Origin of the sequence: Caldibacillus thermoamylovorans (genome assembly GCF_000751775.1) — a bacterium.
GTDB classification, from domain to species: Bacteria; Bacillota; Bacilli; order Bacillales; family Caldibacillaceae; genus Caldifermentibacillus; species Caldifermentibacillus hisashii.
Map to the genome: position 1 here is coordinate 52,849 of NZ_CCRF01000072.1, position 21,233 is coordinate 74,081.

At 38.9% G+C, this 21,233-nt stretch carries 16 protein-coding genes, 21 tRNA genes and 1 rRNA gene; 4 read left to right on the top strand and 34 right to left on the bottom strand.

Annotated elements, in window-relative coordinates:
• The first annotated feature begins 166 nt into the window (after positions 1 to 166).
• Positions 167 to 1,102: a 1,4-dihydroxy-2-naphthoate polyprenyltransferase gene (locus tag BT1A1_RS12820; protein ID WP_034771908.1), complete on the top strand. Its 936-nt coding sequence runs from the start codon at positions 167 to 169 to the stop codon at positions 1,100 to 1,102.
• A 78-nt stretch (positions 1,103 to 1,180) separates the two neighbouring features.
• Here BT1A1_RS12820 and BT1A1_RS12825 read toward each other — a convergent pair whose 3' ends face one another.
• From BT1A1_RS12825 to BT1A1_RS12880, 12 genes are all read right to left on the bottom strand, one after another.
• Positions 1,181 to 2,269, bottom strand: coding sequence for a tartrate dehydrogenase (locus tag BT1A1_RS12825; RefSeq protein WP_034771909.1), 1,089 nt, complete (start codon positions 2,267 to 2,269; stop codon positions 1,181 to 1,183).
• An 89-nt stretch (positions 2,270 to 2,358) separates the two neighbouring features.
• Entirely contained in the window at positions 2,359 to 3,351 is a 993-nt protein-coding gene (locus tag BT1A1_RS12830) for a hydroxyacid dehydrogenase (RefSeq protein WP_034771910.1), read from the bottom strand.
• 63 nt (positions 3,352 to 3,414) lie between these two features.
• A complete protein-coding gene (locus tag BT1A1_RS12835) occupies positions 3,415 to 4,602 on the bottom strand; it encodes a thiolase family protein (protein ID WP_034771912.1) in 1,188 nt (395 codons plus the stop codon).
• Between the two features lie 5 nt (positions 4,603 to 4,607).
• Positions 4,608 to 5,765: an acyl-CoA dehydrogenase family protein gene (locus tag BT1A1_RS12840; protein WP_034771914.1), complete on the bottom strand. Its 1,158-nt coding sequence runs from the start codon at positions 5,763 to 5,765 to the stop codon at positions 4,608 to 4,610.
• A gap of 27 nt (positions 5,766 to 5,792) precedes the next feature.
• Positions 5,793 to 6,590 (bottom strand): enoyl-CoA hydratase/isomerase family protein, encoded by a 798-nt coding sequence (locus BT1A1_RS12845; protein ID WP_034771915.1) that lies wholly within the window; start codon positions 6,588 to 6,590, stop codon positions 5,793 to 5,795.
• The gene (locus BT1A1_RS12850) at positions 6,577 to 7,422 is read right to left on the bottom strand and encodes a 3-hydroxyacyl-CoA dehydrogenase (protein WP_034771917.1); all 846 of its coding nucleotides are present in this window, start codon (positions 7,420 to 7,422) and stop codon (positions 6,577 to 6,579) included. The genes BT1A1_RS12845 and BT1A1_RS12850 overlap by 14 nt, the downstream gene beginning before the upstream one ends.
• Positions 7,423 to 7,532: 110 nt before the next feature.
• Complete coding sequence (locus tag BT1A1_RS12855; RefSeq protein WP_034771919.1) at positions 7,533 to 8,183, bottom strand: 3-oxoacid CoA-transferase subunit B; 651 nt, start codon at positions 8,181 to 8,183, stop codon at positions 7,533 to 7,535.
• Positions 8,161 to 8,856, bottom strand: coding sequence for a CoA transferase subunit A (locus BT1A1_RS12860; protein WP_034771921.1), 696 nt, complete (start codon positions 8,854 to 8,856; stop codon positions 8,161 to 8,163). Before BT1A1_RS12860 ends, BT1A1_RS12855 begins: the two co-directional genes overlap by 23 nt.
• 256 nt (positions 8,857 to 9,112) lie before the next feature.
• A complete protein-coding gene (locus BT1A1_RS12865) occupies positions 9,113 to 10,603 on the bottom strand; it encodes an aldehyde dehydrogenase family protein (protein WP_034771922.1) in 1,491 nt (496 codons plus the stop codon).
• Positions 10,604 to 10,772: 169 nt separating this feature from the next.
• Positions 10,773 to 11,945 carry an aminotransferase class I/II-fold pyridoxal phosphate-dependent enzyme gene (locus BT1A1_RS12870; RefSeq protein WP_034771923.1) on the bottom strand — a complete coding sequence of 391 codons (1,173 nt, stop codon included), beginning with the start codon at positions 11,943 to 11,945 and terminating at the stop codon, positions 10,773 to 10,775.
• A 100-nt stretch (positions 11,946 to 12,045) separates the two neighbouring features.
• On the bottom strand, positions 12,046 to 13,023 hold the full coding sequence (locus tag BT1A1_RS12875; RefSeq protein ID WP_152617962.1) for an ornithine cyclodeaminase family protein: 978 nt from the start codon (positions 13,021 to 13,023) through the stop codon (positions 12,046 to 12,048).
• A gap of 13 nt (positions 13,024 to 13,036) precedes the next feature.
• Positions 13,037 to 14,203 carry an NAD(P)/FAD-dependent oxidoreductase gene (locus BT1A1_RS12880; protein ID WP_152617963.1) on the bottom strand — a complete coding sequence of 389 codons (1,167 nt, stop codon included), beginning with the start codon at positions 14,201 to 14,203 and terminating at the stop codon, positions 13,037 to 13,039.
• Between the two features lie 157 nt (positions 14,204 to 14,360).
• On the opposite strand from BT1A1_RS12880, the gene BT1A1_RS12885 reads away from it, so the two are divergent.
• The 3 genes from BT1A1_RS12885 (at position 14,361) to BT1A1_RS12895 (ending at position 18,368) form a co-directional block, all read left to right on the top strand.
• On the top strand, positions 14,361 to 15,545 hold the full coding sequence (locus tag BT1A1_RS12885; protein ID WP_034771926.1) for a CdaR family transcriptional regulator: 1,185 nt from the start codon (positions 14,361 to 14,363) through the stop codon (positions 15,543 to 15,545).
• A gap of 372 nt (positions 15,546 to 15,917) precedes the next feature.
• Positions 15,918 to 16,460 carry a flavodoxin family protein gene (locus BT1A1_RS12890; protein ID WP_034771928.1) on the top strand — a complete coding sequence of 181 codons (543 nt, stop codon included), beginning with the start codon at positions 15,918 to 15,920 and terminating at the stop codon, positions 16,458 to 16,460.
• A gap of 447 nt (positions 16,461 to 16,907) precedes the next feature.
• Positions 16,908 to 18,368: a sodium/proline symporter gene (locus tag BT1A1_RS12895; protein WP_034771930.1), complete on the top strand. Its 1,461-nt coding sequence runs from the start codon at positions 16,908 to 16,910 to the stop codon at positions 18,366 to 18,368.
• Positions 18,369 to 18,894: 526 nt separating this feature from the next.
• Here BT1A1_RS12895 and BT1A1_RS12900 read toward each other — a convergent pair.
• The 22 genes from BT1A1_RS12900 to rrf form a co-directional block, all read right to left on the bottom strand.
• Positions 18,895 to 18,966, bottom strand: a tRNA-Glu gene (locus tag BT1A1_RS12900).
• A 13-nt stretch (positions 18,967 to 18,979) separates the two neighbouring features.
• Positions 18,980 to 19,067, bottom strand: a tRNA-Ser gene (locus BT1A1_RS12905).
• 1 nt (position 19,068) lies between these two features.
• Positions 19,069 to 19,143 (bottom strand) — tRNA-Asn (locus tag BT1A1_RS12910).
• Positions 19,144 to 19,164: 21 nt separating this feature from the next.
• Positions 19,165 to 19,238, bottom strand: a tRNA-Ile gene (locus BT1A1_RS12915).
• Between the two features lie 7 nt (positions 19,239 to 19,245).
• Positions 19,246 to 19,319 (bottom strand) — tRNA-Gly (locus BT1A1_RS12920).
• A 90-nt stretch (positions 19,320 to 19,409) separates the two neighbouring features.
• A tRNA-His gene (locus tag BT1A1_RS12925) sits at positions 19,410 to 19,482 on the bottom strand.
• Between the two features lie 19 nt (positions 19,483 to 19,501).
• A tRNA-Phe gene (locus BT1A1_RS12930) sits at positions 19,502 to 19,577 on the bottom strand.
• A 21-nt stretch (positions 19,578 to 19,598) separates the two neighbouring features.
• Positions 19,599 to 19,675 (bottom strand) — tRNA-Asp (locus tag BT1A1_RS12935).
• 4 nt (positions 19,676 to 19,679) lie between these two features.
• Positions 19,680 to 19,753, bottom strand: a tRNA-Met gene (locus BT1A1_RS12940).
• 20 nt (positions 19,754 to 19,773) lie between these two features.
• Positions 19,774 to 19,866: transfer RNA gene (locus BT1A1_RS12945), tRNA-Ser, on the bottom strand.
• Between the two features lie 9 nt (positions 19,867 to 19,875).
• A tRNA-Ile gene (locus tag BT1A1_RS12950) sits at positions 19,876 to 19,952 on the bottom strand.
• A gap of 162 nt (positions 19,953 to 20,114) precedes the next feature.
• A tRNA-Met gene (locus BT1A1_RS12955) sits at positions 20,115 to 20,188 on the bottom strand.
• Positions 20,189 to 20,213: 25 nt separating this feature from the next.
• Positions 20,214 to 20,289: transfer RNA gene (locus BT1A1_RS12960), tRNA-Ala, on the bottom strand.
• 15 nt (positions 20,290 to 20,304) lie between these two features.
• Positions 20,305 to 20,378: transfer RNA gene (locus BT1A1_RS12965), tRNA-Pro, on the bottom strand.
• A gap of 9 nt (positions 20,379 to 20,387) precedes the next feature.
• Positions 20,388 to 20,461 (bottom strand) — tRNA-Arg (locus BT1A1_RS12970).
• A gap of 6 nt (positions 20,462 to 20,467) precedes the next feature.
• Positions 20,468 to 20,556 (bottom strand) — tRNA-Leu (locus tag BT1A1_RS12975).
• A 7-nt stretch (positions 20,557 to 20,563) separates the two neighbouring features.
• A tRNA-Gly gene (locus BT1A1_RS12980) sits at positions 20,564 to 20,638 on the bottom strand.
• 15 nt (positions 20,639 to 20,653) lie between these two features.
• Positions 20,654 to 20,735: transfer RNA gene (locus BT1A1_RS12985), tRNA-Leu, on the bottom strand.
• A 3-nt stretch (positions 20,736 to 20,738) separates the two neighbouring features.
• Positions 20,739 to 20,814: transfer RNA gene (locus tag BT1A1_RS12990), tRNA-Lys, on the bottom strand.
• A 20-nt stretch (positions 20,815 to 20,834) separates the two neighbouring features.
• Positions 20,835 to 20,910 (bottom strand) — tRNA-Thr (locus BT1A1_RS12995).
• A 12-nt stretch (positions 20,911 to 20,922) separates the two neighbouring features.
• A tRNA-Val gene (locus BT1A1_RS13000) sits at positions 20,923 to 20,995 on the bottom strand.
• 3 nt (positions 20,996 to 20,998) lie between these two features.
• Positions 20,999 to 21,114: ribosomal RNA gene (gene rrf / locus BT1A1_RS13005) — 5S ribosomal RNA — on the bottom strand.
• Between the last annotated feature and the right edge of the window lie 119 nt (positions 21,115 to 21,233).

Below are 21,233 nucleotides of genomic sequence, written 5' to 3' on the forward strand. Positions count from 1 at the left end.
CGATGTTCTGATGTTCTTTACCGGATAATCTTATTTCCAACAATTACATACAGATTCGCTGAAAAAACTTGTCTATTTAATTGACACAATTGTACCGAATCCATAAACTGAAGATAGGGATGTTCACAAGTTTTTCAAAAATATTTCTTTTAGAGGAGAGAGTTTTATGCAACCTAGGATTCAGTCAAATCAGGCAAACTTGAATCCTAATAAAAAGGAATGGCAAGTATGGTGGCAGCTGACGAGACCGCATACATTAACCGCATCATTTGTGCCCGTCATTTTAGGAACGGTGATCGCCTATGAAATAACGCCAATCAAATTCGATCTGTTTCTTGCCATGCTAATTGCCAGTTTATTAATTCAAGCCGCTACAAATATGTTTAATGAATACTATGATTATAAAAGAGGGTTGGATAACGAAAAGTCCGTGGGAATTGGCGGTACCATTGTTCGTGAAGGAGTTCACCCAAAAGTAATTTTAAATCTTGCCATTACTTTAATTGCCCTGTCTGTTTTATTAGGGGTCTATATTTCCATGAACAGCAGTTGGTGGGTAGCACTCGTCGGGTCGGTATCCATTCTTATCGGTTATTTATATACCGGCGGACCTTTACCAATCTCATCAACACCCTTTGGCGAGTTGTTGTCAGGTTTATTTATGGGAATAAATATCATCTTGATTTCATTTTATATCCAAACGGGGACAATCACTGCAACAAGTATTCTTGTCTCTATCCCGACTACGATTTTAATTGGGGCTATTAATCTATCGAATAATATTCGTGATCTGAACGGAGACAAAGAACATGGTCGAAAAACCTTGCCGATTCTGGTCGGACGGGAAAATGCCATCAAAATACTGGCAGTTGCTTTTCTTATTTCTTATTTATGGATTCTTGCACTAATTTTATTTGCAGATTTATCTCCATGGTTACTTGTTGTCTTTCTCAGTTCACCAAAAGCTTATCAGGCAGTAAAAAAATTTATTGGAAAGACGATTCCCATTGAAATGATGCCGGCAATGAAAGCAACCGCCCAAACCAATACCTATTTCGGATTCTTACTTTCAATTGGGTTTATTATTTCATATCTTTTTTAAAACAATGGTTTATTCATATGCCCATCCAATTGGTTCAACTAACCATCAGTGGGGAAGAAAACCCCCACTGATGGAGTTTCACTTACTTTTGTTCTCCGTTACCATCTGAGTCAATATTTCTATCAATCGATCTCCTGTTTCAGTTGTAAGAGATTTCCCACCTAAATCCCTCGTTAAGTACCTTCCTTCTTTTAATAGGACTCTTATGGATTCAATAATATAATCTTTCCAATTACCTTCATGAAAATATTCCATCATTTGAGCAACAGACCAAATTGCGGCAAGCGGGTTCGCAATACCTTTCCCGGCAATATCAGGTGCGGAACCGTGAATGGGTTCGAACATTGGTGGAAATTGCCTTTCCGGATTAATATTTGCACCAGCAGCAAGACCAAGCCCTCCAGTAATGGCAGCACCCAAATCTGTAAGAATATCGCCAAACAAATTGGTCGTTACAACAATTTCAAATCTTTCAGGTTCCTTTATAAAATACATACTCGCGGCATCAACTAAATACGAGTACGTTTTTACGTCCGGATATTCCTGACTAATTTCATTGAACACTTGATCCCAAAATACCATTGAATAATTCAATGCATTTCCCTTACTGATACTCGTCAACGATTTTTTTTGGCGTCGTGCTTCTTCAAAAGCATAACGAATAATTCGTTCCGTGCCCTTTCGAGAAAAAACACTGGTTTGCAACACAACTTCTTCCGGGGTTCCTTTATTCATCCATTCACCAACGCCGGCATACTCACCTTCACTATTCTCTCTAATAACAAGAAAGTCAATATCTTCTTCACTTTTATCCTTTAATGGTGTTAATGATTGATTTAATAACGTTATCTCCCTTAAGTTGACATACTGATCAAATCCTTTTCGAATTTTTAACAACAAGTCCCATAATGACACATGGTCCGGGACGCTCGGATGACCCACTGCACCAAGATAAATTGCATCAAAATCTTTTAATTGTTCCAAACCATTATCGTCCATCATTTTTCCGTTCTTAACATAGTAATCACAGCCCCAAGGGAACTCTTCAAATTCAAAAAATAAGTTATTATCGATTTTATCAATTGTTTTTAATACTTTTACACCCTCCTGAAGAACTTCTTTTCCAATACCATCACCAGGTATTAAAGCTATTTTCAAACGTTTCATTATAAACCCACCTTGCGAGTTAATATTCGATTTTCTTTCAGTTGCAATGATATTCGGGAAAACTTAAGTATCATTAATTTCGAACCGGATTATCCAAACAATTGGTTATAATTAACCATTGTAGACGGTTTTTCCCCTTTTATCGTTTTTATTAAATTTTCCGCAATAATTTCTGAAGTCTTCCTTGCAGCTTCAACACTTATTCCCCCCATATGAGGAGTCATAATTACTTCATCCAATTCAAAAAATGGGTGATTTTTATTCGGGGGCTCTTCAGAAAATACATCAATTCCCGCTCGAAAGATTTTTTTCTCTTTTAGTGCTTCATATAAATCGATTTCATTTATGATTCCGCCTCTTGCTGTATTAATAAGTACAGCAGTTGGCTTCATCATATGGAAAAATTCCTTGTTTATCATGTTCCTCGTATCGTTGGTTAATGGAATATGCAAGCTAACAATATCGCTTTCTTTAAATACTTCATGAATTGATGTTGTTAGTTTCAAATCCAAAGATTTTGCTATTTCCATCTTTTTTTGGTTCATTTCACGGACATAGGCAATCACTTCCATATCAAAACCAACACGCATAATTTTCGCAACTTTTTGGGCAATGGTACCGAAACCAACTAATCCAAGTGTTTTTCCCTTCACTTCATAAGTAAATTGACCATCACGGAAATTGAAATTCCCTTTTTTAGTTTCTTGATGAAATTGAATGAGATTTTTCATTGTTGCCAAAATTAAACATACCGTATGTTCAGCAGTTGCCTGACTATTTAATTTAGGTGCATGTAGTACAGGAATACCTTTTTTCGTCGCATAGTCCACATCAATATTATCTAAACCAACACCTGCCCCTGAGATTGCCTTAACATTTTTACACGCATCAATGATTGCTCGGGTAATTTTTGCAGGCGCGCGCAAGATGATTCCATCAACATCCTCATTGTCATGTAAAAACCGAATAATTTCCTGTTCATTAAATGTAACAAATTTCGTTACTTTGGCACTCCTTTTTAAAATTTCTTCACCATGAACATGATACATGGGCAGAATTTGGAGAATATGGATTTCACACATAGAAAACCTCCCGTAAATTTATTGGAGCTTATAAACAATGGAATTTCCGGCAATCTTATTATATTAATATAATGATTCTACAACAGTTGTAATTCCTTGCCCTCCACCAATGCAAAGTGTGACTAGACCGTACTTTTCTCCTCTTCTCTCCATTTCATACAGCAATTTTGTCATTAAAATCGCACCTGTAGCACCTATCGGGTGTCCGAGTGCAATCGCTCCACCGTTAACATTGACTTTATCCACGTTCAAATCCAGTTCTTTGATGACGGCTAAAGCTTGGGCTGCGAATGCCTCATTTAATTCGATTAAACCGATATCTGCCAAAGTTAACCCACATTGTTTTAAGGCTTTCCTTGTCGATTCAACAGGTCCGATTCCCATGATTTCCGGGGATACCCCACTTACGGCTTGTGCAATGATTTTTGCCTTAGGTTTCAGTCCATATTGCTTCACTTTTTCTCCACTCATCATTAAAATTGCAGCCGCACCATCATTTCTTCCGCTTGAGTTTCCTGCCGTTACCGAACCGTCTTGTTTAAACACTGCGGGAAGCTGTCTTAATTTTTCTGTTGATGTTAATCTGGGGTGTTCATCAACTTCAAACAATATTGTATTTTTTCTATTCTTTATTTCAAAAGGTACAATTTCATCTTTAAATCGTCCCTCTTTAATTGCCCGGTCGGCTAAAATTTGGCTGCGATGGGCAAATTCATCTTGCTCGTCACGGGAAATACGATATTTTTCCGCTAAGTTTTCTGCAGTAAGTCCCATTGTTAAGTTTCCATATTTCTCCCTTGGTTGTGAACAAGGCTGACTTTCTGTATTTGGATCAAGTAATTCACCGTTTCCGGCACGGTACCCAAATCTGGCATGACGCAAATAATAAGGTGCAGTACTCATACTTTCCGCTCCACCGGCAATAATCACATGAGATAAACCGAGCATGATTTGCATATGTGCATTATTAATGGCTTGCAGTCCTGAACCGCATTGACGGTGAACAGTATACCCGGTCACGGTGACAGGCAACTCCGCACGTAATGCAGCTAACCGAGCTAAGTTCGATGTGTCGGCACTTTGTTTTGCTTGACCTAAGATGACCTCGTCCACTTCCACCTCTTTTCCATATCGATATAAAACCTCTCGAATAACCTTCTCAGCAAGTAAATCGACGGTTACATCTTTCAATGTACCCCCAAGTTTTCCAATTGCAGTACGAACAGAACCAATGATATACGAATCTACCATTTCCTTTACCCCCGTCTTCTAAACTCTCTTAATAATTCATTGGCAATGATGTTGCGCTGAATTTCTGAGGTACCTTCATATATTTTTGTGATGCGGGCATCTCTGTAATATCTTTCAATTGGATAATCTTTCATATAGCCGATTCCGCCATGAATTTGTACGGCCAAATCCGCCACTTTATTATAGACTTCCGATCCATACAGTTTTGCAATGGCCGCTTCTTTTACCACCCGTTGTTTTTGGTCAGTCATCCAAGCCACCCGGTACGTCATCGACCTTAACACTTCAATCATCATACTGATTTCCGCTAACATATGTTGAACGGCCTGAATTTCAATAATTGGTTTTCCAAACTGTTTTCGCTCATTTGCATAAGAAAGGCAATATTCCAATAGTTTTTCACAGGAACCGAGGTTTCTTGCAGCAAGACCGGCACGACCGTTTGCCAATATTTTTAATGCATTCACATACCCTTGCCCTTCTTCTCCAAGAACATTTTCGACCGGAACTTCCATATTTTCAAAAAATAACTCTGCTGAATGAGAGCCTCTTAAGCCCATTTTTCTTTCCACATTGCCTAATACAAATCCAGGAAAATCTTTTTCAACAATAAAAGAGGTAATTCCTTTTGCCCCTTTAGCCGGATCAGTGACAGCCATAACCGTAAAAACATCCGCCTCAACTGCATTGGTAATATAATGTTTTGAACCGTTGATAATATATTTATCTCCTTGTTTTACTGCTGTCGTTTTCAGGTTGGCAGCATTTGAGCCTGCTTCCGGTTCAGTTAATGCAAATGCACCGATCCATTCCCCCGATGCCATCTTCGGTAAATATTTCTGCTTTTGTTCCTCTGTCCCGAGCTCAACAATCCCGACAGTACCAATTCCCGTATGGGCACCAATTAATGTTGTGTATCCATTATGTGTTTTTCCCAATTCTTCATAAATTGCACATTTTCCAACCATATCAAGGCCTAAACCGCCGTACTCTTCAGGAATACTAAGGCCAAAAAGCCCCATTTCTTTTGATTGATTAACGATATCTGCAGGAATTTCATCATTTTCTTCAATTTCCATCGCTCTCGGATCTACTATTTCTTTAACAAATTTACGAATATTCTCTCTTAAAAATTCAATTTCTTCAGGTAATTGGAAATCCATGTGTTTTCTCCTCCCGTAAAAAAATATTTATCTATTTTTAAAGTTTGCTTCCCGCTTTTCTATAAATGCTAATGTTCCTTCCTGTTTATCTTCCGTTCCCAATGCAACAGCTTGTGATAATTTTTCTAGCCACAGTGCTGTATCGGTATCAATGTCAAATCCTTTATGAACGGCATATTTGGCAAGTTGAACGGCAATTGGTCCTTTTTTTATCACTTTTTCGGCAATTTCAGCCACTTTTGAATGGAGTTCTTCCTCATGTACATAATAGTTTGCTAAACCTATTCGTTCCGCCTCCTCACCGTCTATTATTCTCCCAGTTAAAATCATGTCGAGGGCACGACTTTTCCCGACTAAACGGGCCAGCCGTTGTGTACCGCCGGCGCCCGGGATAATCCCCAAGTTCAGTTCCGGTAAACCAAATTTCGCCTTATTCGATGCAATCCGGATATCACAAGCCATTGCTAATTCGCATCCCCCGCCCAGTGCATAGCCATTAACAACAGCAATTGTAACTTTTGGGAAATTTTCTATTTTCGAATATAATCCTTGCATTCCGGGGATAAGAGCTTCTAAAGGTTTCCTGGCATGCAATTGCTTTATATCTGCACCGGCGGCAAATGATTTTCCACCTGCACCTTCTATTATTAAAACTTTTACTTCATCATTTTGTTTTGCCTCATCAAGAGCCGTATCGATTTCAGCGAGCATGTTATTATCCAGTGCGTTACGAACTTCAGGACGATTTATGATAAGCCGGAATATTCCTTTTTCAATTTTAATTTCAATGCACTCATAATGGTTTGATGGTTCAGTTGTATTCATAAAAACCTCTCCCACTCTTTCTTCCTAGTCTTCCCGCTTTTACATATTTTACAAGAATAGGAGAAGGACGATATTTTTCCCCTAATGTTTGATATAAATACTCCATATTTCGAAGGCGTGTGTCTAATCCCACAAGATCGGCTAATTCAAGCGGACCCATCGGATGATTTAAGCCAAGCTTGATGGCTTTGTCGATATCCTTGGCACTGGCTACACCTTCCATCAGCATATTCATTGCTTCATTTCCAACAAGGCAATTCATTCGAGAAGTGACAAATCCGGGAAATTCATTGACCTCAACATATTCTTTTTTTAATTTTGTTGCGACTTCTTTTGCGAATTGAACGGTTTCATCTGATGTTTCTAAACCGCGAACAATTTCAATCAGTTTCATTTTATGGACAGGGTTAAAGAAATGCATGGCAACCACTTTATCCGGTCTTGACGTTTGGGCGCCTATTTCTGTTGGACTCATTGTTGAAGTATTCGTTGCTAAAACAGCATCTGACTTACATAATTTATCAAGTTTTTGAAATACATCCGCCTTTATATCCATTCTTTCTATAACAGCTTCTACAACTAAATCAGCATCCTTTACCGCTGAGGCTAATTCCATATCGTACTGTAGGTTCTCCTTAGCCCGGGCATATTGGACCTCGGACAAAAAACCTTTTTGGAAACTATCGTTAAGCAATTGATTAATATCCGCTTCTGCCTTTTGAAGTGCTTCTAAACGAATATCATTTAAAACCACTTGAAAGTTTGAGATGGCAAATGCATAGGCAATTCCCTTTCCCATGACACCTGCCCCTACAACCGTAACACGTTCCATTGGTAAACCTCCCCGAATATGTATGGAATGAGCTGTTAAGGGCTGATTCCCAAACAATTTTCACTATCAAAAAAACCCTTTATAACTGTGCATGCCGGTAAAATTAGGTTCTAATTTCTTATTAATTCTTGGCTAATTGTAAAATTTGCGCCTGTGATTTTTTGTAATTCTTCTAAACTGATATCGCTTAATATCTCTACAAGCTCCACTCCTTTATTTGAGAACGTAAATACCGCATGCTCTGTTACAAGCATATTAGCTTTTTTTCCACCGCTCGTAGGATATGTAAGCTTTTTTACTAATTTCGGGCTACCGTCTTTAGCCTGATGTGTTGAGGCAAGAATAATTTTTTTCGCTCCGGCAACGAGATCCATTGCTCCGCCGACACCAAGGACGTCTTTTCCCGGTACGGACCAGTTGGCGATTTCACCAAATTCATCCACTTGAAGGATTCCCAGCACTGCAACATCAATATGCCCCCCGCGAATCATCACAAAGGAGTCGGAACTATCGAATAAAGAAGCACCTATTTCCATTGTAATCGGTTTCTTACTTGCGCTGATTAAATCCATATTTACTTGCTGCGGTTCCGGAGTCGGACCCATCCCTAGAAGACCATTTTCTGATTGTAAATAAACCTTTTTATCTCCTAAATAATCCGGAATCAATGTGGGGATACCGACCCCCAGATTAACTATCTCCCCATCGGATAATTCTTGCGCGATTCTTTTGGCAATCTTAATCCGGGCTGATTGACTCAACGTACACACCTCCTACCTTCACATAGTGACTGGCCACCACATAGTCTACATAAACATGTGGCGTGACAATTTCATAAGGTGACAAAGTTCCTGCCTCAACAATTTCATCAACTTCAGCAATAACAATTTTACTTGCTGTTGCCATAACAGGATTAAAATTCCTCGCCGTATATTCGTAGACCAAGTTACCAAGGGTGTCCGCTTTCATTGCCTTTATTAAAGAAACATCTCCTTTGATTGCTTTTTCCAAAATATATTTTTCACCATCAATCTCTTTTACTTCCTTACCTTCACCTATTTTGGTTCCGAGTGCCGTTTTTGTATAAAATCCGCCTATTCCGGCACCACCACATCTAATCGCTTCCGCAAGTGTCCCCTGTGGAATTAACTCAATTTCGAGGTGACCTTCTTTCCATGCTTTTATTGCATCCCTGTTTGTTGTAAAATACGATCCAACCGCTTTTTTCAAACAACCGGAGAGAAGAAGTTTTCCAAGACCTTTTCCCGGCTCTCCCAGATTATTACTGACAACTGTTAAGTTTTTTAAGGATGACGAAGCTATTTCATCAATCAAGGTCAGGGGTGTACCGGACAAGCCAAAACCACCAACAAGTAATGTATCTCCATCCTTTATTAATTTTAAGATATCAGAGCTTTGGATGAACTTTTTCAAAATATCTCCTCCAAACAAAAGATTAACTCGTTGTTTGTCCTCCTTTTTAATTGTTTTTCCAAAATATTTATTTATTGAAAAAATATAAGTAACTTCTGAGGTTATCTTTTAAACGAATGGCAGACATCAAAGGTAACCGGGAACCCCAATTAAAGAAATTGCCCTTGACTAAGGTTTAAGTATTTTTCACCTGACAGTCTGTTGGATTATCCCCTTTATCAAGGGCTTTTTTTATCCTATATTTCCATGATTTTCCTTACTCTACATCAATCTGGGCCCGTTGTAATTTCCCACTATAATCCACATAGACAGCTCTCCATTCGGTAAAGACATCAAGTGCTTGAATACCTGAGTCGCGATGTCCATTCCCTGTTCCTTTTGTCCCTCCGAACGGGAGATGAATTTCCGCACCTGTTGTTCCCGCATTCACATAAACAATACCCGTATCTAGATCACGCTGGGCCCTGAATACTTTGTTTACATCTTGAGTAAAGATTGAACTGGACAAGCCAAATTCCACACAATTATTGACCTCAATAGCCTCTTGAAAACTTTTAACGGGTATTAGCGATACAACCGGACCGAAGATTTCTTCTTGAGCAATTCGCATCGTTCCTTTAACATCTGTAAATATAGTCGGGGCAAAATAGTTTCCTTTTTTCAAATCCCCTTCTATTAGTTCATATCCACCGGTCAGCAATCTTGCTCCTTCTTCTACACCAATCTCAATATACCGTTTAATTTTTTCAATTCCTCGTTTATTAATAATTGGACCGACTTTTACCTCCTCATTTAGCCCGTTACCGACCGTTAAATGTTTAATTTTTGCAAGCAATCTCGCTTCCAATTCAACCTTTACTTTCTCATGAACAATGACTCGGCTGCATGCGGTACAGCGTTGCCCACTCGTCCCGTAAGCACTCCAAATGATTCCATCCGCTGCCAATTCGAGATCCGCATCATCCATGACAATGACCGCATTTTTTCCACCCATTTCCAAAGAAACTTTTTTGAGCTGTCTTCCACATTCAGCAGCAATGTTGCGACCGATTTCATTGGAACCGGTAAAAGAAATGACTTGAATATTCGGGTGGTGTACCATTGCATCCCCAACAGTTGAACCCGAACCGAATACTAAATTCATCACTCCTTTTGGTAAACCGGCTTCTTCTAGAATTTTTGTCAGCTCATAGGCCATCATTGGTGTTTCTGTTGCCGGTTTCCAAACCACTGCATTTCCGGCGACGATTGCCGGAAAAGATTTCCAAGAAGCAATGGCAATCGGAAAATTCCATGGTGTTATAATGCCTATTACACCAACGGGAACCCGCACACTCATCGCAAACTTATCTTTTAATTCCGACGGTGTCGTCTGGCCAAATAGTCTTCTCCCTTCACCGGCCATATAAAATGCCATGTCTATTGCTTCTTGCACTTCTCCTCTTGCTTCTTCCAAGACTTTTCCATTTTCCATAGTTAATAATCGGGCTAATCTTTCTTTTTGCTCCCTTAATAAGGTACCGGTCCGGTAAAGAACTTCTGCACGTTGAGGAGCCGGGACAAGCGCCCATTCCTTTTGTGCCTTCTTTGCTGCTTGAACTGCTTTTTCCACATGTTGTTCACTGGAAAGCGGAACTTTAGCAATTTCTTCTCCGGTTGCAGGATTTATAACCGGTGCGGTATGTTCTGCCTCCATCCATTCTCCGTTAATATAGTTGGCCAATGTTTTTGTATCCATTTGTTTCATAATTGCATTCCTCCCAATTAATCTTTTTTTAAAAAAATCAAAGCAACTTTTTTACCCCACCTTAACGGCGAGTCAAGAACCCAACCTCAGGATTTTCGAGTTTCCAAAGAGATAGTTTGGGGACGGGCTGCCCACATGTACCCGATTGGTTCAACTCTTATCTTGGTTTCTAGAAAACTAGTGTTTTAAAACGCCGAATGACCTCATCCAGTTTTTCTTCTTTTACGGATAATGAGATCCTTATATATCCTTCACCCCCATTACCAAAAGCAGATCCGGGTGTGACGATTATTCCTGTTTCTTCAAGTAGTCGATTAGCAAAAGATGATGAAGTGTAACCATCCGGAACTTTTACCCAAAGAAAAATGGAGCCTTTTGGTTTATCAGTCAATAATCCAATCCCATTTAATGCCTGATGAAGTTTTTCCATTCTCTTTTCAAAAATTAAATTGTTTTTCCTGACGATGGTTAAATCACTTCGAAGTGCTGCAGCTGCTGCTTTTTGAATAGGTATAAACTGACTGGTGTCCATGTTGCTTTTTAATGTTGCAAGAGCCTTAATCACCTCTTGGTTACCAACAACATAGCCAATTCGCCAGCCGGTCATATTGAAACTTTTAGATAGTGAACCAAATTCAACCGCATATTCTTTTGCATTCGGAACTTGAAGTATACTTGGTGACTTATATTCACCGAATGTAACAAGGTCATAAGCTGCATCATGCGCAAGTAAAATTTGATTCTCCTTTGCAAATTGAACTGCTTCTTGAAATACCGGTAAATCTACTGTTGCTGCAGTCGGGTTACTCGGGTAATTAAGAAACATTAATTTCGCATCTTTTTTGTCTTGTTCTGTTAAGGACGTATAATCCGGGATGTAACCGTTTTCCTTATTTAGATACAAAGAAATACATTCACCGCCTGCTAAGTATACACCCATGCGATAAACAGGATAACCCGGATCGGGAATAATCACCTTTTCCCCTGGGTTAATAACGCTTTGAATCAGGTGGACAATTCCTTCTTTTGAACCGATTAATGTTAAAATTTCCGTCTCAGGGTCCAATTTCACACCATAATGCCGGTCATAAAATTCAGCAACGGCTTCACGAAATTCGATACTTCCGTTATAAGGAGAATAACGATGGTTGACTGATTTCCTCGCCTCTTCCACCAAAACATCATAAATAAAATCAGGCGTTGGTAAATCCGGTGCCCCTATTCCTAAATCAATTACATCTACACCACGTGCCTGTAGTTCTTTTTTCTTTCTTTGAAAATCTGAAAATACATAAGGCGGTATGGATTGAACCTTTTTGGAGACGAAATTTCTGTTATTCATGGATGTCCTCCTTTCTTTACCAATGATTTAACATATCCCAAAATGTGGTGAATCTGCTTTTGTTTGATGAAAAGTCTAGAGACGAAAAATATTTATTTGATTAAGAGAAACTTAAACGGATCCCTATATTCTTTTTTACCGCTTTTTTATATATAAAATTAGCGACTACGATATCAAACAGCGCCATTCCTGTTGATTTAAAAACAATACTTTTTTCGCGATTAAGAATTATTTTTTCTTTGTTTACGATATAATTTGACATATGGATAATCGAGTCTCTGTGAATCAATTTCTTTTGAAGTGGAATGATAATATCACCGGTTTCTTTTATTGCATCCTCACTATCAACAAAAAGGTGTTCAGCCGTTTTATACAATGCATCGGGGAATTCTTGCATTTCTTTTTGAAAGGACCCAATCCCTATCACAATTTTATTTTTATATAATTCCTGTTTATCAGGAAGAACGGGTTCATAAGAGTTTGTTGCTGTGATAATGATATCCGCTTCTTTTACTGCATCTTCTGCATGTAATACTGTATGAATACGAATATCTGTACCAATCCATTTTTGTAATTCCTTTTTAAACTGCGGAATCTTATCACGTGTTCTGTTAAACAAATAAATATCCGTCATTCGTCTTTCCGTACAAGCGGCTATTGCTTGGTACAGTCCTTGAACCCCTGTTCCGATAATAGCTAATTTAGTTGCTGTCTCCGCGGCTAAATGGCGGATGGCTGAACCGCCAATGGCACCTGTTCGAAATCCCGTTAAAAAAGATCCATCCATAATTGCTTGTATTTCCCCTGTTCTTGGATTATTTAAAATAACTAAACTATGAAGTGTCGGTAATGGTGTATTTTGAGGAAATACGGTAACAATTTTTGTACCAATCGCTTGATTAATAAAACAGGGCATTAAAAGAAGAGTATTCAAATTGTTTGAGACTTGCATCCGCTGTGGCATCAAAAATTCTTTCTTCTCATATAATTTGTATGCTTCATCAATGGAATCAATGGCATCTTTCATTGTAATAATTTTTTTCATATCGGATTGGTTTAAAAATAGTATTTTCCTCACTCCCTTCAAATGTTTAATAAATTCCTTCTTCTACAATCAGTTCATTTCGCTTAAATCGCTCATAGGACAAGGGGGATAAATCAACCGTCCTATACCTGCCTTCCCTAATTAATTCTGACATTCCTTTACCGATTGCCGGTGCTTGTTGCATACCATGACCGCTGAATCCACAAACTAAATAATATCCGGTTAACTCAGGATGTTCCCCAATAATGGCGTTTTGATCTTTTGTATTGTGGTCATAAAGCCCTGCCCAACCACGAATAATTTTTGCCTGTTCAAAATTGGATACCCTATGACTTAAAATTGGCCATAGCTGTTCTAAAAAAAGTGAACGTGACCAAGTAAAGTCTATTCCCGGTTCCACCTCTTCGGCATAACCAACAATCAATTGCTCTCCCTCGTGGCGAAAATAAACACCTGTTACATCAATTGTTAACGGGAGTTTCTTTTTTAATGGAACTGCAATATCAAATTGTGTAATCTGTCTTTTTAATGGAATGACCGGAATGGGAAGTCCGATTTTTTCACTTAAAGTCGACGCCCAGGCACCTGCCGCATTAATAACAATGGGCGATTTGTAGACAACCCCGTTTTTCAGTCGGACCCCTGAAATCTTATTGCCTTCCGTAAGAATTGTGTCCACTTCTTCGTACACATACTGACCACCCAGTTGTCTTGTTTTACGTGCATATCCTTGTAATACCGAATAAGGGTCTAAATAGCCATCTTCACGACAAAATAGTCCTCCTTCCAAATCATCAATATTTAATTCCGGAATAATCGAAAGCAGTTCTTCTTTTGATAAAAGTTCAGAAGGAGCGCCATTTTCACTCTGAATTTTGTGTTGTATTTTTAAATCATTTATATTTTCCTTATTCCCTAATAGAAGATATCCTCGCTGTTTCAAATCAATTTCCGCTTTTTCATTACCAATTGCCATGTCTTCCGCAAAGGTTAAATATTTTTTTAAACTGTATCTGCTAATTTGTACGTTAATCGCTGTTGTATACAACTGTCTTATTCCACCGGCACTGCGCGGTGTGGATGCATATTGATAAGTCGGATCCTTCTCAAAGATTGTAATTTTCCCTGTGTATCCGTCATTCAGTAAATTATATGCAATGCTTGACCCCATGACCCCTCCACCAATAATTACTATGTCCGATTTTCCCAAAATAGTTCCCCCTCTTAATCTTCTTTTTCTACATTTAAGCGAAAAACAGATAATAATTCTATGGTTAATATGCACAAAATTTTTACTCTTATTTATATTTACATAATGTTTTAATTAATGTTAATATAAATAAAAAACATCTTTATAGGGGGAATACTCGATGGAAGATTTAGTACAGTTTGCACAAAAAGTTATTTCATCGATATCGCAAATTTTACCATTTCCAATTAGTTTAAGTGATAAAGATGGAGTCATCATTGGTTCGACAATCCCGGAACGAATTGGTACTGTGCACCCCCCTTCAAAAGAAGTTTTGAAGAAAAATACTTATGTCGTTTTTGATGAAAATAAAATAAAAAATATGGAAAATGTTTTACCCGGGATTGCTGTACCACTAACTTTTGACAATAAAACAATCGGTGTTTTAGGAATCATTGGTCCACCAAATGAAGTTAAGCCTTATGCTCAATTAATTAAGAAATCTGTTGAGTTGATGTGGCAGGAAACAATTTATAAACAATCAGAAAATTTACGAATGCAAACTTATGAAACTTTTGTTCAATATATTCTGTTTGAAGAAACCCCCGACCCCGTAAAGATTAAAGAATTCTGTCATACGTTTCAAATTCAGGATTATAAAAAACGCTTTTGTATCTTGATCGACATAGGGAATACCGGACTCATTGAGGAGAGAATGAGAAGGGAAAATATAAAAAGACAGTTGCTCGAACATACATGTAAAGCTTTTGAATGTGACACTGATGCGTTATGTGCGTTTTTATATACAGAGAAAATTGTTTTATTAAAACCCCTTTCAAACGAGAAAGATTTTCTTCATGAGTTAAAACAATTTGAAATTCAAGCAAAAAAATTAATTAATACGTTTGAAACGATGAGTATATCTGATATTCGGATTTCAGCAGGTAACTGGCGTAGTCGTTTGGGTGAAGTCAATCACTCTTACCGGGAAGCGGAAAAAATCTTAAGTTTTGGCAAGATCTCCAAGATAAAATCTGGAATCTATAGTTATTATAATTGGGAAAGCTTATTATCAATGTTACCGCATTATTTACATGATCAATTTCAAGATGATGTCTCGATCCGACTGAAACCATTAATGGAGAATACTTCCTTTCCTGAACTCGCCAGAACATTTGTCGAATACTGTCATTCCAATATGAATATTAGTAAAGCTGCCAAGAAATTGTTTATTCATCGAAACACGCTCATCTATCGATTGCAAAAGATAGAAGCACTAACATCCTTAGATACAAAATCATTTGGAGATAGTGTTATACTATATTTAGCTATAAGAACTGTGAAATCAAAGCAAAAAAGTAGTTAAGTTAAATCAAAAGGATGTTTATTTAAAGATAACTCGGTGAATGCGAGCATTTAGGCGAAAGCTAAGCCGTAGTCAGCGAAAAAACATTTTCGCTTGCGAGATAATGCTACCGAAGCTTCTCTAGTCACCGAAAAAATATAAAATTTTTTCGGCTGCGCTGTATTCCCGCGAAGCTTTCCTTGTTCACCGAAAAAATATAAAATTTTTTCGGTTGCGATGTATTCCCACGAAGCTTTCCTTGTTCACCGAAAAAATATAAAATTTTTTCGGTTGCGATGTATTCCCACGAAGCTTTCCTTGTGCTCTTATGCGTTAGGAAAGTAGAATTCGAAAAATTTATACTTTCATTAGCTAAAAATAGGAGGTTACAACATGTCCATTGCTGTTCTATACGGAGGAACAAGAAACCAAGGGAATTCAGAAATATTAACGGAAATTGCTGTGAATCATTTACCTGTCGAACGAATCTATTTAAGAAATTACAATATTCAACCCATTAAAGACGGACGCCATAGTAAAACCGGCTTTCATGAAGTAAATGATGATTATCATACGGTCATTGATCAAATTCTGCCACATGAAATTATTATTTTTTCTACCCCAATATATTGGTACAGTATGTCTGCAACGATGAAGCTATTTATTGATCGGTGGTCACAAATATTCAGAGATGCGGATTATCCCCAGTTTAAAGAGATAATGGCTGACAAGAAGGCATACGTTATTGCCGTTGGAGGCGATTCTCCATCTATAAAAGGTCTCCCACTTATTCAACAGTTTAATTATATTTTTGAATTTATGGGTATTACTTTTTCCGGTTACATAATTGGTGAAGGAAACAAACCGGGAGATATTTTACACGATGAGAATGCAGTACATGCTGCAACTCAATTAAATAAGGTGCTATTGACTTAGTCCCATTGAATAAGTACAGGATTTATCTTTTAGATGAATCCTGTATTTTTTGTATTGTGTTTTTACTGAAAACTTTCGAATTCCACATTTGTCGGTGTTTAGTTTATCCTATTTCTCCAAAATATTATTTAAAGCATCCTTAGGCTTTAATTTCCTGCCAGTTAGTTAATCTGCACAATTAGATTTCTTTGATTTTTCTGATGTGTTAAATTTCCTTCCATTACAAATATAATTTTCCTTCCTTTTTTTTGTGCAATGCAACTATAGACTTTTATCCAAAAATTAATTATAAATTTATTAATCAAGTTAGAATTTTTTTAATTTACTATAATGAAATAATTTTTAATGAAAGGAAGTGATTTAATTAGGAAAAAATTCGTTTGTTTAATAATATTATTAGGTTATGAAAGCGCTTTTATAAAAAATTACCCCTTAAGGAGGAAGTTTATGAACACGATTTTGATTATATTTATTTTGTATTGTATAGGTATTTGTACAATTGGTATCTATTTTAGCAAGAGCATACAAACGAAATCAGATTTTTTATTAGGAGGGAAAAAAATACCAGGTTGGGTCTTGGCGTTTTCAGAAAGAGCAACCGGTGAATCTGCTTGGTTACTCCTGGGTTATACAGGTTTCGTCTTTATGACCGGTTTATCCGGTATATGGGTAGCAATTGGAATTTCGATCGGAATTATTTTTTCATGGGTTTTTTTAGCAAAGCGTTTTATGAAAGAAACTGAAAAATACGATGTCTTAACTCTTAGTGATTATTTGGCGGTTCGCTTTGGACAAAAAGCAAATGTCATTCGCTGGTTAGCAAGTTTGTTAATCGTTGGCTTAATGATTTTTTATATTGGCGCTCAAATGGCTGGGGCAGGTAAGATTCTTTTTGCAACTTTCAATTTGCCAATTATTGTTGGTGTTGTATTATCTTGTGCTGTTATTATATTTACATCTTTTTCCGGCGGCTTTATTTCAGTGGTCTGGACAGATATGATTCAAAGCCTAATGATGATTGTTACGTTGGTTGGGCTACCGATTGTTGCATTTACCCATATTGTAGCAAATGACATCTCTGTTACTGATTCACTACTAAGAGCAGGTGATTCCTTTGATGCTTGGTTTGGAGGTTTATCCGGATTTGCCATAGGTGTTCTCTTTTTTAATAATTTCTCTTGGTTTTTCGGCTTTTTAGGTGGACAGCCACAATTAAGTGCCCGTTTTATGGCATTAAAAAATGAAAAAGAAGCCAATCAAGGAACGATTGTAGCAACCGTATGGACAATTTTAGCGTATGTTGGTGCTTTTTCCATCGGGATCGCAGGAATTGCTCTTTATAATCAAGGGTCATTTTCAGATGTTGAAACCATGATGCCAACAATGGTTTTGGAGTTAATGCCACCTTGGATAGCAGGAATAATTCTTGCCGGGGTTTTAGCTGCTATAAACTCAACTGCAAACTCACAAATTATGGTTATCACAAGTTCCATCACTGAAGATATTGTCCACAAAACTTTAAAACTTCGATTAACAGAAAAGCAACTAATTCTTTTATCTCGTATTTCCATTATTATTATCGCTTTAGTCGGTATGGTAATTGCTCTTGTCTCGGATTCTTTAGTGTACCTAGTCGTCAGCTGGGCTTGGGCAGGGATTGGTTGTACGTTGTCTCCTGCCATTCTTATGACATTTTTTTGGAAACGTTATTCAAGTATTGGAGTAATTGCAACAATTATTTCAGGATTTGTTTCAACTGTTTTATGGATTAGTACGCCTCTAGAAAGCATCATTACTTCCCGTTTTACAACATTTTTCATTGCAGCATTTTTCGGAATCGTGTTCAGTCTCGTTTTCCCAGATAAAAATAGGATAGATAAAGATGCTGATACAGAGGTTGTTGTGTAATAAGATGTTCAGCACGTCGCATCGCTTCATAGTAGTTTACAGTATGGAAGATTACTCATAAAATCACTCAAGTAGTCTTGCCTCACCTTGTTTGTTTTTCCTTCGTGCCATTCAAATTCGAGGAAGATTATTCAGTGTCCTTGGAAACCTAAAAGTACAACTTCTAAATTTTTATTGCTAAAAGAATAGATTCGGTTGATTTTTAGTTTCGGTAGCGGATGCGCACCTTAGGGCAGGACTTGAGCCGCCTCAATGCTCGCTTCCTCACGCCTGCTTAGTTTGGCTCGTGTGACTGTCGCTATCGCTTTCGTTACAAAAGCTTTTTCGCTGCCGCCTATGCTTTTGTCGAATATGTGTGCTGTTCCCGCAGTCAACTAGTATTAATAGTTGAATTTTTATCAAAAAGGCGGACCCATTAAACATGGTGTACGCCGGTTTTTAGTATAGTTAACTGAAGTCACAAGTGTTCAGGGCTTTCCAATAAAGTAAAAACCACACATAACTTATATGTGTGGTTTTTACTTTATGACCCCTACGGGATTCGAACCCGTGTTACCGCCGTGAAAGGGCGGTGTCTTAACCGCTTGACCAAGGGGCCTACAAAATTAGAATGGAGAAGGCGGGATTCGAACCCGCGCACCGGTAACCCGATCTAACGGTTTAGCAAACCGTCCTCTTCAGCCACTTGAGTACTTCTCCATGGCTCCGCAGGTAGGATTCGAACCTACGACCGATCGGTTAACAGCCGATTGCTCTACCACTGAGCTACTGCGGAATAATTATAATACTTGTAAAATGGGCCTGAATGGACTTGAACCATCGACCTCACGCTTATCAGGCGTGCGCTCTAACCAGCTGAGCTACAGGCCCATAAATATGGAGCGGGTGATGGGAATCGAACCCACGACAACAGCTTGGAAGGCTGTGGTTTTACCACTAAACTACACCCGCATTATTTAATTTTATTGTTGAGACTGGACAGCTTTCCGTCATGTCTCCTCCTCTACCAGCCCATTCCGAAAAGCTACAAATATAAGATAGGGCGACTAGTGGGAATCGAACCCACGAATGTCGGAGCCACAATCCGATGCGTTAACCACTTCGCCATAGCCGCCATAATAGTTGGCTCAAAGTGGTGGCTCGGGACGGAATCGAACCGCCGACACAAGGATTTTCAGTCCTTTGCTCTACCGACTGAGCTACCGAGCCATAATAGTTAATGTTATGGTATGGCGGTCCGGACGGGACTCGAACCCGCGACCTCCTGCGTGACAGGCAGGCATTCTAACCAGCTGAACTACCGGACCAATATTGCGGGGGTAGGATTTGAACCTACGACCTTCGGGTTATGAGCCCGACGAGCTACCAGACTGCTCCACCCCGCGATAATAAAATTATTAATATATGGCGGAGGAAGAGGGATTCGAACCCCCGCGCGGTGTAACCCGCCTGTCGGTTTTCAAGACCGATCCCTTCAGCCAGACTTGGGTATTCCTCCAAACAAATATGGTGGACCTTGTAGGACTCGAACCTACGACCGGACGGTTATGAGCCGTCTGCTCTAACCAGCTGAGCTAAAGGTCCATTGATACGTTTTAAAAAATTTTCCATTTTCAATAACTAAAATTTATTCGTACCCATACCAAAAAACTTATGGGTATAATAAGAGATTTAGTCAAAGACGCTTTGCACTAACCAGCTAAAACTAAAGGTCAATTTTATTATTTACTTTAAAACATAAAATAATAGCGGCGGAGGGGATCGAACCCCCGACCTCACGGGTATGAACCGTACGCTCTAGCCAGCTGAGCTACGCCGCCATATTAAATTATTATAAATAATAAATGGTGGAGCCTAGCGGGATTGAACCGCTGACCTCCTGCGTGCAAAGCAGGCGCTCTCCCAGCTGAGCTAAGGCCCCATCATATTTTTGCTATCGGGAAGACAGGATTCGAACCTGCGACCCCATGGTCCCAAACCATGTGCTCTACCAAGCTGAGCTACTTCCCGTATTAAAAACGCGCCCGATAGGAGTCGAACCCATAACCTTCTGATCCGTAGTCAGACGCTCTATCCAATTGAGCTACGGGCGCATTTAATGGTGCCGAGGACCGGAATCGAACCGGTACGGTAGTCACCTACCGCAGGATTTTAAGTCCTGTGCGTCTGCCAGTTCCGCCACCCCGGCGTTATTCTGGAGCGGAAGACGGGATTCGAACCCGCGACCCCCACCTTGGCAAGGTGGTGTTCTACCACTGAACTACTTCCGCATAAATTAATAGACATGCGGGTGAAGGGAGTCGAACCCCCACGCCTTACGGCGCCAGATCCTAAGTCTGGTGCGTCTGCCAATTCCGCCACACCCGCAAATGGTGAGCCATGGAGGATTCGAACCTCCGACCCTCTGATTAAAAGTCAGATGCTCTACCGACTGAGCTAATGGCTCATTTCTAAAACTTGTCCATATGGTGCCGGCCAGAGGACTTGAACCCCCAACCTACTGATTACAAGTCAGTTGCTCTACCAATTGAGCTAGGCCGGCATAATATTATAATGGAGGTTGACGGGATCGAACCGCCGACCCCTTGCTTGTAAGGCAAGTGCTCTCCCAGCTGAGCTAAACCTCCAATGCCTGGCAACGTCCTACTCTCGCAAAGGCAAAGCCTTCACTACCATCGGCGCTGAGAAGCTTAACTTCCGTGTTCGGGATGGGAACGGGTGTAACCTTCTCGCCATTATTACCAGACCATAAGTAAAACAACAATATGTATTATAATATGTTCTTTATCATTTTGCAAGAGAATTTTTCATTCTCTCAAAACTAGATAACGTAAGGCTACTTACCGAGTAAATAAATTCTGTTGG

Excerpts from the sequence above, each read along its gene's own strand:
- BT1A1_RS12820 (WP_034771908.1), top strand. The coding sequence starts at position 167 with ATGCAACCTAGGATTCAGTCAAATCAGGCAAACTTGAATCCTAATAAA.
- BT1A1_RS12825 (WP_034771909.1), bottom strand. The coding sequence starts at position 2,269 with ATGAAACGTTTGAAAATAGCTTTAATACCTGGTGATGGTATTGGAAAA.
- BT1A1_RS12830 (WP_034771910.1), bottom strand. The coding sequence starts at position 3,351 with ATGTGTGAAATCCATATTCTCCAAATTCTGCCCATGTATCATGTTCAT.
- BT1A1_RS12835 (WP_034771912.1), bottom strand. The coding sequence starts at position 4,602 with ATGGTAGATTCGTATATCATTGGTTCTGTTCGTACTGCAATTGGAAAA.
- BT1A1_RS12840 (WP_034771914.1), bottom strand. The coding sequence starts at position 5,765 with ATGGATTTCCAATTACCTGAAGAAATTGAATTTTTAAGAGAGAATATT.
- BT1A1_RS12845 (WP_034771915.1), bottom strand. The coding sequence starts at position 6,590 with ATGAATACAACTGAACCATCAAACCATTATGAGTGCATTGAAATTAAA.
- BT1A1_RS12850 (WP_034771917.1), bottom strand. The coding sequence starts at position 7,422 with ATGGAACGTGTTACGGTTGTAGGGGCAGGTGTCATGGGAAAGGGAATT.
- BT1A1_RS12865 (WP_034771922.1), bottom strand. The coding sequence starts at position 10,603 with ATGAAACAAATGGATACAAAAACATTGGCCAACTATATTAACGGAGAA.
- BT1A1_RS12870 (WP_034771923.1), bottom strand. The coding sequence starts at position 11,945 with ATGAATAACAGAAATTTCGTCTCCAAAAAGGTTCAATCCATACCGCCT.
- BT1A1_RS12885 (WP_034771926.1), top strand. The coding sequence starts at position 14,361 with ATGGAAGATTTAGTACAGTTTGCACAAAAAGTTATTTCATCGATATCG.
- BT1A1_RS12890 (WP_034771928.1), top strand. The coding sequence starts at position 15,918 with ATGTCCATTGCTGTTCTATACGGAGGAACAAGAAACCAAGGGAATTCA.
- BT1A1_RS12895 (WP_034771930.1), top strand. The coding sequence starts at position 16,908 with ATGAACACGATTTTGATTATATTTATTTTGTATTGTATAGGTATTTGT.